This is a genomic window from Chitinophagales bacterium (genome assembly GCA_019638515.1).
Lineage (GTDB): Bacteria > Bacteroidota > Bacteroidia > Chitinophagales > LD1 > UBA7692.
The window spans coordinates 601191-619037 of record JAHBTS010000001.1 but is presented as its reverse complement, the minus strand read 5'-3'; the positions used below and the strand labels follow the sequence as shown (position 1 = coordinate 619037).

Here is a 17847-nt window from a genome sequence, read left to right as displayed (position 1 = left end):
GTTTTCTAAACAATAGAATTTAGAAGTTTGAAATATCCGGTGGACGCATACCCACAAATACTTTTTGGGTGCGCTCTCCTAGTCCATCTGCTTTAATGTGAACAATGTACACACCACTACTTACCGGTACGCCTTTATCATTCTTCAAATCCCAATCTAATGAACTGTCTAAATTGATATCGCCATCTGTTAAAGCTGCACCATCGCTAATATCTACTTTAGCATTGGTAGCCGGATTTACATCAATAGCTCTTGTATATCTTCTAATAAAAGTACCATCAATACTAAAAATGCTTACAGTGCATTTATTAGGAAGATTGATAATTTTTATGCGTGTATCGAACTGTGTAGTTTCGTACTGCGAGTAGGCTAAATAAGGATTGGGTACAATTCTTATTAAATCTAATGCGTTTTTAGCTACGGCTGTTTGACCACGCTTTACACCTAAACCTGCAGTGCTAAATTGGTAACGAGGCAATGCTCTTTTTAAAGTTGGGTCGCCAGTAGCTACTGTAATAAAATCGTGCAATGGACGCTCTACGCGCAATTTTACTTTTACTACATCCGGTGGTACATTATGTACAGAACCATTTTGCTTAAACTGTATTCCTTCTTTTAAGTAAGGGATGCTAGTGTAAATTAAACTTCTGTGCAACTCTTGGATAGCTGTGCTGGTAATAGCAGTTGTTGAAGGCACATTGTAATAATTCAATAGAATATCTTGTGCTTCTTTTCCTTCATCGTAACGAGAATTCATTACATAAATAAAGTGTTTACCACCAAAGAATGGCAACTGAGGAATTGCTCCGCCTAAGTTTATTGGAGACAATACAGATGAAGTTGGATTCCACAACATATCGGCACCATTTTGCTCCGGATTATCAGATGCCTCGCCAAAAGCAATATTCAATCTTTCTCCGGTTTCTACATTGATTGCATATCCAGGGAACCATGAGCGACCTGTGTCTTCCACAAAATCGCCATTGTTATTAAATTCAAATGCTATTGAACCGTCTTTATTACGAGAGAATGCTCTGCGAATTTGACCTTTGCGTGGAGCTTTGCCATTGGGTGCAATATCTGCTCCGGCATTGGTTCCGGTTTGCTCTCCGGTTTCAAATACCACGCAGCGTGTCCATTTAGAGGTATCGGGTGTTACAACCACATCTACACTTATCAATTCATCTAAGTTGTTTTGAGGTGCCGGATGACCCAAGTTGCTGTTTTTGCAATCGGTGCTACCTTGCGATGCCGAATAGCCTGCCGAATTTTGATAGTTTCTCCACTTAAATCCAGGGCCATAGGTAAATGCAGGACCTTTCTCTGTTCCACTAGAATAGGTTAAACAAGATGTAGTATTCTCCTGAGCGAAATTTGAAGTTAAGCAATATGGTGCCCAAGTAGAATTTACCATTTTATCAAAAATCCCTTTTCTATCGGTATAGGCAGTATCGGTAATTCCTGCACGGTAACGATTAGGCTCCCATGCCAATGAAACATCTACCGGCAAAAATCCTGAACGAATCCAATTCAATACAGATTTATCGCCCTCGTCTTTCACAAAGAGTAACCAAGGGTTTACCGCATCTACATGCTCAATACTACTAGTTAGGAAATCGTAAATATCTTTACTATTTGAGTAATTAGTGTACACTGCAACCGGATTTCCAAAAGTTAATGAAAAACCATAATCTACTCTTTCATTATTGATAACTCCCGCAATAAACTGCTCATACGGACGTGAGAATCTTTCATCGAAAGTGGTGGTGGCCGGCCCTACACCATAAGAAATACGTTTGCGTTTTGAATATGGAATATTTTCAGCCTCTATTGTTTCTTCAATGTTTCCATTAGCGCCATAGCGAAGTAACTCCCAGGTAATTAAGGTATCTACCAATGTAGCCGAGTCCACTCTTAGAAGTACACCAAAATCATCATATATATTGCTGTATGTATTCACAGAATCGGTACTCATTTTAAAGCGAACCTCCCAGTTGGCTTCAAATATTTTCATTGGATCGGTTACTTTAAACTTAATTGGGTCTTTTCCTTTTTCATATACCAAAGTATCGGTATAAGCAGCAGGTGATTTTACTATTTTCTCAATTGTAGCCTCCGTCAAATCAATAATGTTTCCACCATTGCCAGCACCTTCAATTCTTTTTACTTCAACACCTTGTCCGTAAGTAGCATTCAATACTGTGCCGCTAGAAGCAACTTCCGGCTTATGAGGAATGCCGGAATACACTTTAAAGTTCTTTCTACCTACCTTGTAAGGTTCTGCCTGTGTAGAATCTATACGTGCATAATCGAATGTGGCATAATTGTTATACGCGTATGCTATGGCAGTATAGTAGTAAGTTTTGTGGTTTACCAATTTATTTTGATCCACAGATTGGGCAAATTTATCGGTAGTGATTCTAAAAGAAGATGTAATACCTTTATCTGTTCCATCGCCTTCCGGTACTTTTTCAACCGGAATATATAAGTTTAAAGATTGGTCTAACAGAAAGTTTACAATCTTACCTACACCATCTTTAATATCTACTTGCGCTATTAACTGCGCTTTGTCTGGATCTTCTAAATCTGTAGCAGAAACTCTTGAATCGGTAACTTGGTACAGTTTATATCCTTGAAAAGCATACTTAGTTCTGTTAGAGGTATCGCCAGGGAATAATACACTTGCGGTAGGAATTACCTCTTTGTAACCTTGAGCAAAGTTATTGCTGCCCGGTAGGTTCACTAAGTTTACAATAAGCTCGCGGTCTAATTCTCTAATTTCTAGAGTTGGAGCATCGGGACCGTTTGTAATTCTGAATTTTTGATTGAATAAGCCTTGCGCCTTATCAGCAGCAGGACGAATAAGCGAAAGCGGAGGACAAGAACCAACTCCTGTTCCCGGAGGGCGAACAAATACCACGCCTATGGTTACATCCTGAGTAACACCTGTGTTTAACAAGAAAGGACCTGAAGTTTGAACCATCCTACGGTCGCCTTTAGCATTGGCGCCATTTACTTGGTTATTACATTCACTCCATTTTGAAGGATCTGAAGGATCGCCTGGGAAGCAAAAATTCGTTACTGTTGTTCCACCATATCCTGTTCCGCCTTCGGTAAACAAAGTCCCATCTAACCAGCGAGACGTCATATAGTTTCTATACTCTACTGCAGAACTAGGGTCTCTTCTGGCACCCGAAGTTTCATTGTTGAAATATACGAAACTGGTAAGTCCCAATTCTTTGCCGTTCAAATCTTTTGGTCCCTCAAAAAATACGATACCGCCCATTGGAAGTTGTGAGCCATAACCGCCCACACCATTGGCTGCCTCATCAAAGTTATCGGCATTGTAAACAAAGGCCAATCTTCTTGACACATCACAACCTACGTAATCATCGGCAGCATTACCTAAATCCGGATCACTCCACTGCGAAATATATGATTGCTGTAATGATAAAGAAGATTTATTGGTGATGTTATACCGATAGAAAGTCATGTTATTGATTTCATCAGTTGTTTTAAATGCAAACGCTAATGAGTTGATTTGAACACCAATAGCTTGTCCATTTGATTCTGAGTGGATATTTCCGGCATCGTTCATTACCCAATACACCATTTGGTCGGCATAAGCACCCAAAGTATCGGGAGCAGGATATGCGCTTGAATAAATAGTTGGGTAATCGCCTTTTGTTGGGTCGTAAATACCATCTCCATTGGCATCTCTGAACGGAGCTAATACGCTACTCATATCGTAACCCTCTGATTCCAATACTGGATTACCTTTTCCCGGCCAACGCAATACATCAGTAGGAATTGAAGACTGAGGCAACGGATTACCGCCTGCTAACTCATAAGCTTGAATTACAGTTTCAATATCTTTTCCATACACGCTAAAGTGCTTATCCCACTTTACACAAGTACTTTTTGAAGTTTCACCATTCGTGTTTAATGGTCCTGCAAAAAAATCATCTCCGCTTGCTCTATAGCGCTGTGCTGCTACCTTTAAGTTGTTTCCGGCATCAACTCCCGAAATCCATATTGCCCCTGCATACAACATGTTAAGCGATGATGTATATGAAGGCGGATTAGACTTAGGTACTTCATAGCGTGCTGCTTGCGCACCTCTATCCCACCACATATCGCCACCGTTCATCAACTTACAGCGAACGTTGTTTATATCCAAATCGAATGTAGAAACCGGAGTTGCACAATCGTTTACATCTGTTTTGTAAAATGCCTCCGTCTTCTTTTGAGCTTTTTGGCTCTTAAAGTTCACATCTACATTTGCTAGTAGCGCGGCAGGAGCCATTGTTGCCAAAAGCATTAAAGAGGTTACATTTTTCATACTTTTCTTCATTTAAAAAAGTTAGCTGTTTGTATTAAAAACCAAATTGAAGTCCTAAGAATATTCTGCGAGGTAAGCTATAGTAATCTGGTTGGTTGATAAATGCACGATACAAGTCGTTATATGATTGAGCATTGTACGCTGCATTTTTAGCACCATCGCTTACAGTTGAACTTAAATAGCCATCATCGTTTGCATTGCCTGTGTAGCGATACACATTAACTACGTTGGCTGTATTCAACAAGTTCTGGATTTGCAGGTAAATTTGGAAGTTCAAATTGCGTTGCAACTCTTTGTCTTTGCTCTTATTTACAGTAACATCAAATCCTTTGAAGATTTTAAAATCCACTCTAAAAGTCCAAGGTAAACGAGAGCCGTTTATTGAACCTTGCGAAAGTCTTTTAGGTGTGCTAAGTAAACCTTCAGGAGTTACATTGGATTGAGAAGTAAATGGAGTTCCTGAACGCGCGCGGATATTGAAGTTTACACCGGTATTTGCCAAAATCTGGTAGCCACTCTTGCTTACCGGACCATCGTAATCTCTGCCCGATGCAAAGCTATAATCCAAAATTACATTTATCATGTGGCGTGCATCAAAACTCAGCGGGCTAATGGTTCTTAAATTATCGTAGCCACCAGTTGCCAAACTTCTTTGAGTAGCATCATCGGAACCGGTACCCTCTGCAAACTGCATGGTGTAATTTGCAGAGGCTCTAAAGTTTTTAATTCTTCTCAAATCTAAGTCTAACTTAAAGCCTTTTACAGTTCCAAAGTCTATATTATCAAAGGTTAAATAGCTTTGAGGGAATGCAAAGTTGAAGTACTTGATTTGCACTTGGTCTCTAAACTCACGGTAGTAAGCAGAAATGGTAAGTGCTGCAAAATTGGTGAGCTTCTGTTTAAAGCCTAACTCAAAATCAATGGTTCTTTCCGGTTTTAAGTTCGGGTTGTTGATGGCCGAACCTGTATTATCGTTAAAGTATAAATAATCCGTAGGTTGAAGAATATTTCTGTTACCTCTTGGTCTTTGGCTCAACACATCGTAGTGCGCAAAGAAGAGTGCATTCTCTGCAATATTGAAAGAAAACTGCAAACGAGGCATTACAATATATTTTGCCTTATACTTTTCAAAAGAGCCTGAAGGATCGAAGCGCTTAGTATCTTTGATTATTGTTTTCAACCCGTTGATATCAATAGTATTTCCGGCATTATCTTTTAGCTTGCCTAACTGCTCCAAGTATGGAGTAATTGCACCAGACGAAGAGTTTGCAGCTACGGTAGCACCGGTTGCCAACTCATTTCCATAAGCATCGTACCATTTTCTGCCTTCGCGATAGCCGGCAATTCCATCCGATGGTTTATCGGAGTTTTTAAGATAAACGTACGCATCGCTGGCAATGTTCGATGGGTGAGTAAATTCGCCCTTAGTTTCGCCAACTGTTTTAATTTCATAGAGTGAATACTCGTCTTTTAAAACATACTGGTTAGCATCGTATCTATCTACACGCAGACCTACGTTAAAGGTAAGGTCGCGGAAATAAAACTTATCGGAAATATATCCTGCGGCATAAAACGGACGGAAGGCATCAATTTGTCGCAATGGATTTCCATTAGCATCTGTTTTAGTAAAGAAATCAAAGAACTTAGGGCGCTCGGTAAGCACTTTTCCATAAGGATCGAAACCTCTGTAAAACACATACGAGTTATTATCGTTCAAAAGTTCTTCGGCACTAAACATAGACACATCAAAAAAACTTGGATCTAAGCCATCAATATTCACATATTTATCTTTGCCAACCCCCAGTTTAGCACGCACATTCTTATCGAAATTCGTTTGTAAACTGTCTTTATAGCTCTGCTTAAATATCACCGTATCTAAATCGCCCGGAGTAATACCAAGGTCTTTCATCTCTTGGTAAGTAAAGGTTTTTCCGGGATAGTTATTCAATACAAAATACGGGGTTGAAAAATCTAAACCTGCAATATGCTTATTCATTAGCTGGCGCGACAAGAACCATATTTCCAATGGAGAAAACTGGTAGCGTCTTTGAACACGCTGCTCCACTTCTACTCCCATTTCAAGTGTATGCTTATTTCTATCGCCAGAGCCAGGTTTCAATAAGTCTAATGTTACCTCTGCTCTGCCGCGGTATTGTTCATCGTAATTATCGTAGCCGTAACCATTGTACTGGCGACCGGTATTGTACCAAACATTGTAAGCCAAATCTGCACGCTGCCCGTTTATGAGTGCTTTGTTTGATTGAATTTCTGAAAGTGAAACAGCTTTTCCTCCCAATTCAAAAAACTGTTCAGTATATCTTGAACCATAAGGATTAAGAGTACCAGGCGTAAATACTAAAGAAGTATCTTTAAAATCCTGCTGCACAATCATGTTGCTAAATGTTTTCACATTGCCACCATCTACCACTTGGAAGGTATCGGCAGTTTCGCGAAACACAGGACCTCTAAAGGTTTCAAATTTTCCGATATATCCATAATTGAATGGATTTGAACCATGCGATTCATCTTCAAAATACTTTATATTTTTTTCATAGTCGAACTGCAAGGTATAACCTACGCTCTGTACTACCTTAGAACCCTTTTTTGCCGAAGCATTTTCTGCATTTGTTTGCCCCGGAGTAAAGAGTTGCGAAATTCTACCATAAACCCTCCAGTTGTTTTCTGTTCTGCGTGGGTTGTTTTCGTAGTTTAGAAGTGTATATCTATCTACCCATTCATGGTAACGCTTAAAAGTATAAGTTCCACCAACCGATAAATTCAAATTTTTATACGGTTTAATATCTATTCTACCTACTGCGCGATAGTTTACTTCATCGTTATTAGGTTTAGCTGCAACCTTATACATGTCTTTCATGGTTAGGTTTTCACCAGCTAGGTTAAAGCCTGTTTCGCCCGGGTTTTTAATGAGCGGATATTGGCGCATAGAGTCTAACTTTTCAGGACGCACTTTCCATACTCCAACTGCAGAAGGATCTCTATCTTTTTGTTGCAAATACTCAAATGCCAACGAAAATCCTAGAATAGGTTTCTTATCTTTCTTAGATTTAACGATGGGACCGTTTACAGTAACGTTGGCAAGGTTATAGCCAAACTTATCTAAGTATTGAGAAGTTAAAAACTCCACTCCTCCGGAAATTTTATCGGCAGGCCCGCTGGTGGTAATATTTACGATACCACCGGTAGCATCTCCAAAACGAGCCGGAATACCGCCTGCTAATACGCTCAATTCTTGCACAGCATTTTGAGGAATTACAGGTGTTCCTATTACTTTTACACCATCAATATAATACTCGGTTGCATCTTCGCGCGCACCGCCAATATTTAAGCCTTTTCCGGCATCGGATTGGAATACACCGGAAGCTGTAGCCGCTACGTCTGTAATATTACGCGTTCCTAATTTAGCAATATCATCTTTTGTAACCGTGGCTCCGCCCGTAGTTTTAGCAGGGTCTATTAACGGTACTTTATATGCCTCTACAATTACCTCGTTCAACATTTGATCCGAAGGCTTCATTTTTACATCTAAGAATGTGGCCTTACCGGAGTACACCACAATATCTTCTTTAATTACGGTGGCATAACCCATCAACTGGAATTTGAGGTTATACTTTCCTGCATCTAATGGCTTAATGGAGTAGTTTCCATCAAAATCTACCTGAGCACCGGAACCTTTTATGTTGCCGCTCTTATCTACTAAAACTACTACTGCACCAATAGCACCTTCGCCATTTTCATCTCTCACTTTACCGCTAATTTCTCCGGCTTGTGAAAATGCTGCTACTGCTAACACCAATGCGCTGAATAAGGAATAAAATTTCTTCATCTTTTTTAAATGATGCGTTTACAAAAGCGGTCAAAAATAAGAAAGTAGCATTACAAAGCTAACAGATGTTAATTGGGTTTTCCAAATGTCGATATCTGATATGACAAAATTTTGACGAAACCCTGCTTCAGCCACTATTTTTCTTGTATAATTCAATTCTATCTACTCAAAAATTAAAAGAAATCAAAACGGAAATCTTCTACAGTAGCCAGTTTTTTCTGAGCTTCCTGCACTCGGCTTCCTTTGTTTTGAATTTGTGCTTTCAAGGTTTGTGTGAAACTAGTGAAATCGGTTGCTTTAGGTGCAGCCGTTTTGTTGGTAACTTGAATGGCATACACTCCGGAACTTCCTTTTATTGGCAACACTACTTTATTAACGGCTGCTCCCAATGCTGCACCAACAACAGTTGGCTCAAACAAAGAACCATTTAAACTTGGATTGGCAAAAGTAGCACCACTTACCGCTACTGCTTCTTTTTGCAATTTAGAAGCTACAGCATCAATATTAGCCCCATTGGTATCTTCTAATTTCTTAGCCAAAAGCTCTGCTTTTTTATCGCGGATATAATCAAACTTCACGCGATCTTTTACTGCATCCAACTCCGGCAAACCTTTGGCAGAAACGGCACTCAAATAAGCAACCACATACTTTTTATCTACTCCCATAATGCTGGAAACCTCTCCCTTTTTAGCATTGAAAGCCCAACGCACTACTTCGCGGGCATTGCCTAAGCCATATACATTAAAATCGTTTTTATGTACATTATCGGCAGTGCGAACACTTAACTTTTGTGCTGCTGCTTTAAACTTCTCTTCTGTTTGATTTTCAGAAGCAAACTTGCTGGCTGCCGCGTAGATATTTCTTTCTGTTTCAGGGCTTGGCACAATAGATTTAGTAAAATATGCCACTTGAACACCCTGTTTGCTTGGCTTATCTTCAGTAACAGCAAAAATTATCAGTTCGCTTTGTGTGGCTGTTTGATATACTTTACCCTTCTGTGCTTTATAGAAAATCAAATCGTTATAGTGAGCAGGCTTTACATTGCGTTTTACCCAGCCTATATCGCCACCTTTTGCTTTTGCCTCTGCATTATCGCTATAATTAAATGCTAACTGTGCAAAATTTCCTTTTAAAGAATCTAATAATGTAAATACACTATCGAACAACTTGCGTTTGGCATCGGCTTCGGCTTGAGTTTTTACATTAGCAAAAGAGAACACAATTTCGCTTACACGCGCTGAATCGCTTAGCAATTTGCGATCTGTAACTTTTGCATATTTATACTTACCGCCTTCTACGTAAGGTCCAACAACACTGCGAACAGGTGTATTAAACAAAGTATCTGCAATTGGAGAGGTTGCCAACGCCTCTTTTTCTGAATACACAATACTAAAAGGGTCTTCGCTATATAGCTTCACAAAAACAGAATCGTCTGAAGTATTGACTCCTGAGGTAAAATCAGGTAGCTTTTCATTCAAGTATTCTAAAGCCGAAGCAGTATCGTGCGCAGATGGGTCTATATTAAAAGTAACATATTCAAAACGTCTTGTTTCATCTTCTTGCTCATACTTCTTTGCATTCTTCTTCATATAGCTTTTCAACTCATCATCGGTAGGTTTTATTTCTTCGTCTTTTACATCGCTATATGGCAACTGCACATATTTAAAATCGGCTGTAGCCAGTTGGTTATCGTAAGCATTTTCTGCCATCCAAGTAGGCACACTCAAGCCTTTGGTAATAAGGTTAGCATACTTCTGGCGCAACTGGTCTTTCTTCAACTCCTTCTCGAAGTTAGTCCACATTTTTCTTTTTGTTCCCGGCTCTGTTCCCTGCTCATCGTTATCCAATCCTTGCAAGAATAAACGCACTTGTGCAGCATCGAAGCCTCCTTGCGAATTCCCAAAACTTTGAAGAATATATGGATGCGGACTATTTCCAATCGTTATTTCAGCCAACTCTTCCGGAGTTACGGTTAAACCCAATTTACCATTATTGGCTTCAGAAATTTTATCGTTCACCACTTCGTCCCAAACTTGATTGCGAAGCATATTGCGTTGCTCATCGGTAACTTGGCCTTGTGCACCCATTCTATTTTGCAGATTGGTAACAGCATCATCTACCTTACGCATAAAATCGGTGTAAAGAATCTTGTCTCCGTTTACTTTTCCCACAGTATCTTTTCTTCCACCGCGCAAAACGCTGGTATTACTATTTAATGCATCCATGAGCAAAAAACCCACGATACTCAAGCCTATAACGGCCACTAACAAACCCGAACGCTTACGTATTGAACCAATAACTGCCATAACTAAATGGTATAATTTTTCTAAAGTTCTTTAAAAAGAGGGCGCAAAGAAATAAAAACACATGAAATTGAGAAGAAAAAAGAAAACGATTATCAACATAAGAAAATAAGAAGCAAAATATAGCCCGCTAAAAATATACATAAACTATTGTGAATCTTTACGCACAAAACAAAAAGGCTGACAACTTGTCGCGCAATACCAATTGGCAGGCTTTTTGAGTTACTATTGCCAAAATTTAAGATTGAACATGGAACAGCAACCTGAAAACATTGAAACAGTGGAAAATACCAACCATACAGAAGCAGCGCAAACTACAGACACCAACAATAGCACACCTTCGGTAGAAAATACTCAAGAAGAAGTATTGCAATTAAAACAGCAAGTAGAAGAATTGAAAGACAAATACATTCGCCTATATGCCGATTTCGACAATGCCAAAAAACGCCACGCTCGCGAACAATTGGAATTGATACAAACTGCAGGCAAAGGAGTTATCCAAGATTTATTGCCGGTTTTAGATGATTTTGAAAGAGCTTTGAAAACATTAGAAACCGCCACCGAAGTAGCCGCAGCAAAAGAAGGCATACAACTTATTCACCATAAACTTGCCGCCACTTTAACAGCAAAAGGTTTGCAACCAATGGAATCTTTGCATAAAGAGTTTAACATAAACGAACACGAAGCTCTGACAGAAATTCCTGCCCCAACAGCCGAATTAGCAGGCAAAGTGGTAGATGAAATTCAAAAAGGTTATCTCCTAAACGGAAAAATTATTCGCTTTGCCAAAGTAGTGGTGGGCAAATAAGCTATAAATGTAACAGCAGGAAAAATTGATATAAAGCGATGAAAAAAGATTATTACGACATTTTAGAAGTAACCAAAAGCGCCTCGGCAGACGAAATAAAAAAGGCCTACCGAAAAATTGCCTTAAAATATCACCCCGATAGAAACCAAGACAATAAAGAAGCCGAAGAAAAATTCAAAGAAGCCGCAGTTGCCTACGAAGTACTCAGCGACCCGGAAAAACGTAAACGCTACGACCAATTTGGACATGCCGGAGTAGATGGACAAGGTGGCGGACACTACCAAAATGCAGAAGATGTGTTTCGCAACTTTGGAGACATTTTTGGTGGCGGTGGCGGTGGTGGTTTCGATCCGTTCGAAGCCTTTTTTGGCGGTGGCGGGCGCGGCAATACGCGATCTAGAACCAAAGGTAGAAAAGGTGCCAACCTTCGTATAAAAGTAAAACTAAGTTTACACGATATTGCCTTTGGAGTTCAAAAAAACATAAAAGTAAAGAAGCATCTAATTTGCCACACATGTAATGGCAGCGGAGCAAAAGATGCCTCTTCTATTGGTAAATGTAACCACTGCGGAGGCAGCGGTGTAGTGCGTAAAGTATCGAACACCATTTTAGGGCAAATGCAAACAAGTACCACTTGCCCAGTGTGTAACGGCAGCGGAGAAAGCATTACCAAAAAATGTGGTTCGTGCAACGGTCTTGGCACAGAATATGGCGAAGATGCTTTGCAATTAGATATTCCGGCAGGCTTGCAAGATGGCATGCAACTTTCTGTTAGCGGAAAAGGAAACGCTGGCGAAAATGGAGGTCCTGCAGGCGATTTATTAGTACAAGTTGAAGTAGAAAACGATACCCAGTTAGAAATAGAAGGCCAAAATTTAATTTACAACCTTACGGTAAATTTTGCCGATGCTGTATTAGGTACACAAGTTGAAGTACCAACTATTGAAGGTAAAGCAAAATTTAAAGTTCCTGCCGGAACACCTTCTGGTAAAATTTTTAGGTTAAACGGCAAAGGTCTTCCATCGGTAAATAGCTACGGACGTGGAGATCAGCTAATTGTACTCAACATTTATTCACCCCAACACATTTCTGCCGAAGAGCGCAAACTCTTAGAAAAAATAAAAGAGTCGCCTAATTTTTCACCTAAGCCGGGAGAACAAACAGAGCGCGGATTCTTTGAAAGAATGCGCGGATTTTTTGGCAACGAAGCATAAACTTAAGCAACTTTGCAATTGCTTAATTATTGGCTTCTGCTGCAGCCTTCAGTTGCAACAAACCTTGCTCTATATCCTTGCTCATGGCTTTTTCCATAAGCAACCCAAAAGGGCGCTCAAAAAAAGAGAGGTTGCCCGATTGTATCCACCGCACTTCGCAATTTTTCGGAGCAGTTTCTTCAAACTTAAATTCCATGTAAATGGGCTTGCCAATACGCTTGGTAAAGGTTTCTATTTTTATGTAACTATAAGGCGTAAAATCAACTATTTTATTACTACCTCCACCACCATCAACATTGCTTTCCCATTGCATTTCTGCACCAACATGTGTTTCAGGCCCCTTAAATGTTATATGAATGCTCGTATCGCTCCACGGACTCCAATATTGCCAATTTCTAAAACTTGCAACTGCAGCAAAGGGCACCTCTTTTGAACGCGCAACAGCAACCTTTCTTTCAAATAAAAAGTAAGAAGGCAAAAAGGCGCAAACACACGCATACAGTGTAATTACGCAACTTAAATAGATAAGTACCTTCTTAAACATAACGCATTTAAGATTCTATCTGTTTTAAGCTACTGCCTCGCTTGCTCCCGAAAGGCGTTTTTCTTTACCCTTTTGCTTGTAATCCATAGCAGCCTTTACTAGGCCTTTAAACACGGGATGTGGATTTTCAACCGTACTTTTTAGCTCGGGGTGAAATTGCACGCCAATAAAGAATGGATGCGAAGGTACTTCAACAATTTCTACCAATCCATTATCGGGGTTGGTGCCAGTGGCTTGCATGCCTGCGGCTTTAAATTGTTCTAAATACGCATTATTAAATTCGTAGCGGTGGCGGTGGCGTTCACTTATGTTTGAACTTCCATAAAGCTGCTGTGCCAAACTATTGTTGGCTAAAGTACATTTGTAAGAACCCAAACGCATGGTTCCACCTTTATCTACAATCTGCTTTTGTTCTTCCATCATGGAAATAACAGGATGCTTGGTATCTGCACTCATTTCGGTTGAATGGGCATCGGTTAATCCTAACACATTGCGGGCAAACTCTATAACTGCACACTGCATACCCAAGCAAATTCCAAAAAACGGAATATTGTTTTCGCGCACATATCTTATAGCGGCAATTTTCCCTTCTATTCCACGCATACCAAAGCCGGGCGCAACCAACACGCCATCCAAGCCACCTAAAAGTGTATGCACATTGTGTTCATCAATATCTTCTGAATGCACGCTTTCTATATGAACGGTACATTCATTGGCAACTCCCGCATGAATAAATGACTCATGAATTGATTTATATGCGTCTTGGAGTTCAATATATTTTCCTACCAAACCAATTTTAACTTCTTGCTTTGGGTGTTTTAGTTTATACAGAAAATCTTTCCACTTATCAAGATTGCAAGTAGTATTATTTGCTAAGCGCAACTTACTCAATACAATGGTATCTAAATTCTCTTTTTGAAATTCAAGCGGCACTGCATAAATAGAATCTACATCTAGAGCCTGGATTACCGCATCGCGACTCACGTTGCAAAACAAAGCCAACTTCTTTTTAATATCCGGACTCATTTCAATTTCGGTTCTGCAAACCAAAATGTCGGGCTGCAAACCAAGTGCCTGCAATTCCTTAACACTGTGCTGTGTAGGTTTGGTTTTTAGTTCCTTTGCGCTCTTTAAATAAGGCAAGAGCGTAAGGTGGCAAATTAAAGTATCGCCTTCGGGCAGCTCCCATTCCAACTGGCGCACACTTTCAATATAAGGTTGCGCCTCAATATCACCTACCGTGCCGCCAATTTCGGTGATAACTATGTCGTAATCGCCACTTTGCCCCAACAGCAACATGCAGCGTTTAATTTCATCGGTAATATGCGGAATTACTTGTACTGTTTTCCCTAAGTAAGCGCCCTGCCTTTCTTTGGTGATAACAGAGAGGTAGATTCTCCCCGTAGTTACATTATTTGCTTGCGAAGTGGGCACATTTAGAAAACGCTCGTAATGCCCAAGATCCAAATCTGTTTCGGCACCATCTTCTGTAACATAGCATTCGCCATGCTCATAAGGATTGAGCGTTCCCGGATCTACGTTAATATAAGGATCGAATTTTTGAATAGTAACTCTATAGCCACGCGATTGCAATAGCTTTGCCAACGAAGCGGCAAAAATTCCTTTACCAAGCGATGAAGTAACTCCACCGGTTACAAAAATATATTTAGCCATAATTTTTACGGGAAATGCGCTGCAAAGGTAACTTTAAAGTAGCAGAGGAAGCAGAGCAAAAGATAAAAAAACAACAAAATGATTTTGCTATATTTGACACCCCGCAAAACTGTAACTACATAAAAAAGTTAATGCAAATTAAGCTACACCACACACTTTGGGCTATAGTTTGCGTAGTGTTTTTCAATACTGCCTCCTCTCAAAATTTCAATTGGGCTTATGCTGCCGGAGGTATGGGCAACGATGTGGGAACATCAATTGCTACCGATGCCAATGGCAATGTATATGTTTCAGGCAATGTTTCCGGAGGTGGCTACTTCGGCAACCAATATGTTTCGGGTACTGTTTTTGAAGTTTTTCTTGCTAAATACGATGCTGCCGGCAATGTGCTTTGGGCTAAAAGCTATGGTGGCTTAAAAAACGAAAAAGCATATTCTATAAGTATTACAGCTGATGCAGTTTATGTATGCGGCTATTTTGAAGACACTGCCACCTTTGGCAATACCACACTTGTTGCCCTTGGCAATTACGATGTATTTGTAATGAAAACCGATTTAAACGGCAACGAAATTTGGACAAAACAAGCAGGAGGCTTAAACGATGATATTGCTTTTGGCATTACTGCCGATGCCAACGATAATGTGTATGTATGCGGCACCTATAAAACGAAACTAACCATAGGAAATCTTGAGTTGCAAACCACCAACCCATTTACCGAGAGTTTTATTTTCAGTTTAGATAAAAACGGAAACACACGGTGGGCTAAAACATCTAAAGGCAACAATAACAATTCTGCTTTTGGCATAGCGTGGAATAAACACCAGGCAATTACCGTTGCGGGATTTTTGGGCAGTAATTTTTCATTGGATTCTACTACGATTGTTTCGCAAACTTCTAGCTACGATGCCTTTGTGGCAAGTTTCGATTTAGATGGAAATCTTAGATGGCTATCGCAAACCGGTAGTGCAGCCGAAGACCAAGCTATGGCCGTAACCTGCGACACTGCAGGCAATTCTTATGTAACCGGATACATTGGCGGTACCGCTACTATTGCCAATACAGCTTTGCCTTTTTATGGCTGGAACGATATTTTTATTGCCAAACTCAACAACGATGGACAATTCTTATGGGCAAGGCATGGTGGTGGAGCTAAGCTAGATTTAGGCACGAGCATTACCGTAGATGAGGAGAGCAACGTGTATATAGCAGGTATGTTTGAAAACAGCATCACCTTTGGCAGCACCCAACTTACCGATGCCGATCGCGGTGTTTTTTTAGCGAGTTATACTACCGATGGCAACTTTAGATTTGCACAAGCAGCTGGCGATGTGCAAACCGATGCAGCATTAGGCATAGCTGTAAAAAACAGTACGGCTTTTATTACCGGTTACTATTTATTTAAATGTAAGTTCGGGAATTTCGCAATGCCTTATGCTGACTTCTTCAATATCTTTATTGCAGCATACAGTGTTCCAAAGGTACTTTCGGTAAGCGACCATTGGGAGTCCGACATTCGCTTTTTCCCCAATCCTGCAAGCGATGTGCTATACATTTCAACTTCGGAAACAACACAGTTGTCTATTATAGATATTCAAGGAAAGGAATTGCTAAATACCACCCTTACAAATGGTACGCAAGCTGTTTCAACCACAGCGTTCCCTGCCGGAATTTTATTACTTAAATTCAATTCGGGCAATGGACTAAGCGGCACAGCAAAACTCATAAAGGAGTAACGCGTGTGTGCTGCTAGATAATTTCGAAATACCTTTTTATTTCCCAATCGGTAACTACTTTGCTATACTGCCTCCACTCCCATTCACGGCTGGCAGTAAAGTGTTCCACAAACTCTTTTCCGAAAAGTTCGGTTGCAAGTTTGCTTTCTTTCATTGCTTGTGTTGCCTCCCAAAGATTGCGTGGCAATGTGCCATTGCTTGTATCGCGATAGCCGTTTCCTACCGATGCGGGCTGCAATAATTTCAACTTGTTTTTAACACCATATAAACCGGCTGCTAAGCAAGCTGCCATTGCTAAATATGGGTTGCTGTCGCTGCCCACCACTCTTGTTTCTAAACGAGCCGATTTACTGCCACAAGGCAATGCGCGCAAAGCTACGGTGCGGTTATCTACACTCCATGTTACGGTGGTTGGTGCCCAAGCACCTTCTACCAGGCGCTTATATGAATTTACGGTTGGGGCAAACATGGGCAATATAAAGGGCAAACAATGCAATTGGCCTGCAATGTAGCTCTTCATGGTATCGCTCATTTTTTGTTTATCTTTTTCATCGTAAAAGAGATTCTTTTTAGATGCCTTATCCCACAAACTTTGGTGAACATGCCCGCTGCATCCCGGCAAATTTTCGTTCCACTTTGCCATAAAACTTGCCATAATTCCATGCTTGTATGCAATTTCTTTTACGGCAGATTTAAATAAAACGGCTCTATCGGCCGACTCTTCGATTAAACCGTAACGAATAGCCGCTTCGTAAGTACCCGGGCCGGTTTCTGTGTGCAGCCCTTCTATCGGCACATTAAATTTGCGTAGCAATTCAAACAAGTCTGTAAAAAATTCATTCTTTAACGAACTTCTTAAAATTGAATATCCAAACATTCCCGGAGTGAGCGGTGTTGGGTTGCTATAGCCTTTTTCGTGAAAAGACTCGGGCGTTTCGGCAAAGTTAAACCATTCAAATTCTTGGCTAAAATAGGCTGTAAAACCTGCCTTATCTGCTTGTTGCTTTACTTTATGTAATAATTGCCTTGGGCATACTTGTATTGGCTCGCTTTTTTCATTTACAAATGAACCGAGGAAAAATGGCACATCCATTTCCCACGGAATGGTTCTAAAGGAAGCTAAATCTACCTTTACCAATGCATCGGGGTAACCTGTATGCCAACCTGTAAACCGCACATTATCGTAAGCCACATCGTTGCTATCCCAACCAAAAACTACATCGCAAAAACCGAAAGAACTTTCGGCAATTGAAAGAAATTTTTCTGTGCTCACGTACTTCCCACGCAAAATGCCGTCTATATCGGTTATTGCCAATTTTACTTTTTGAAGCGGATGCTGCTTTACGTATTCGATAATCTGCTTGGTTGTCATGAAAATATTTTGA

At 40.3% G+C, this 17847-nt stretch carries 9 protein-coding genes; 3 read left to right on the top strand and 6 right to left on the bottom strand.

Annotation, left to right across the window (positions count from 1 at the left end):
• Positions 1 to 19: 19 nt before the first annotated feature.
• From KF872_02620 to KF872_02610, 3 genes are all read right to left on the bottom strand, one after another.
• On the bottom strand, positions 20 to 4342 hold the full coding sequence (locus KF872_02620) for a hypothetical protein (GenBank protein ID MBX2902424.1): 4323 nt from the start codon (positions 4340 to 4342) through the stop codon (positions 20 to 22).
• A gap of 34 nt (positions 4343 to 4376) precedes the next feature.
• Positions 4377 to 8186 (bottom strand): carboxypeptidase regulatory-like domain-containing protein, encoded by a 3810-nt coding sequence (locus KF872_02615; protein ID MBX2902423.1) that lies wholly within the window; start codon positions 8184 to 8186, stop codon positions 4377 to 4379.
• Between the two features lie 173 nt (positions 8187 to 8359).
• Positions 8360 to 10492 (bottom strand): SurA N-terminal domain-containing protein, encoded by a 2133-nt coding sequence (locus KF872_02610; protein MBX2902422.1) that lies wholly within the window; start codon positions 10490 to 10492, stop codon positions 8360 to 8362.
• 247 nt (positions 10493 to 10739) lie between these two features.
• On the opposite strand from KF872_02610, the gene KF872_02605 reads away from it, so the two are divergent.
• Together KF872_02605 and dnaJ are read left to right on the top strand one after the other, a co-directional pair.
• Positions 10740 to 11297 carry a nucleotide exchange factor GrpE gene (locus KF872_02605; protein ID MBX2902421.1) on the top strand — a complete coding sequence of 186 codons (558 nt, stop codon included), beginning with the start codon at positions 10740 to 10742 and terminating at the stop codon, positions 11295 to 11297.
• 38 nt (positions 11298 to 11335) lie between these two features.
• Positions 11336 to 12511 (top strand): molecular chaperone DnaJ, encoded by a 1176-nt coding sequence (dnaJ, locus tag KF872_02600; GenBank protein MBX2902420.1) that lies wholly within the window; start codon positions 11336 to 11338, stop codon positions 12509 to 12511.
• A gap of 22 nt (positions 12512 to 12533) precedes the next feature.
• Here the strand turns inward: dnaJ and KF872_02595 are convergent, their stop codons facing one another.
• Both KF872_02595 and KF872_02590 read right to left on the bottom strand, forming a co-directional pair.
• A complete protein-coding gene (locus KF872_02595) occupies positions 12534 to 13055 on the bottom strand; it encodes an SRPBCC family protein (protein MBX2902419.1) in 522 nt (173 codons plus the stop codon).
• Positions 13056 to 13079: 24 nt separating this feature from the next.
• Positions 13080 to 14729 carry a CTP synthase gene (locus KF872_02590; protein ID MBX2902418.1) on the bottom strand — a complete coding sequence of 550 codons (1650 nt, stop codon included), beginning with the start codon at positions 14727 to 14729 and terminating at the stop codon, positions 13080 to 13082.
• Between the two features lie 131 nt (positions 14730 to 14860).
• Here KF872_02590 and KF872_02585 point away from each other — a divergent pair, with 131 nt between their 5' ends.
• The gene (locus KF872_02585) at positions 14861 to 16462 is read left to right on the top strand and encodes an SBBP repeat-containing protein (GenBank protein ID MBX2902417.1); all 1602 of its coding nucleotides are present in this window, start codon (positions 14861 to 14863) and stop codon (positions 16460 to 16462) included.
• Between the two features lie 13 nt (positions 16463 to 16475).
• Here KF872_02585 and KF872_02580 read toward each other — a convergent pair whose 3' ends face one another.
• Positions 16476 to 17834, bottom strand: coding sequence for a glutamine synthetase (locus KF872_02580; protein MBX2902416.1), 1359 nt, complete (start codon positions 17832 to 17834; stop codon positions 16476 to 16478).
• Positions 17835 to 17847: the final 13 nt, after the last annotated feature.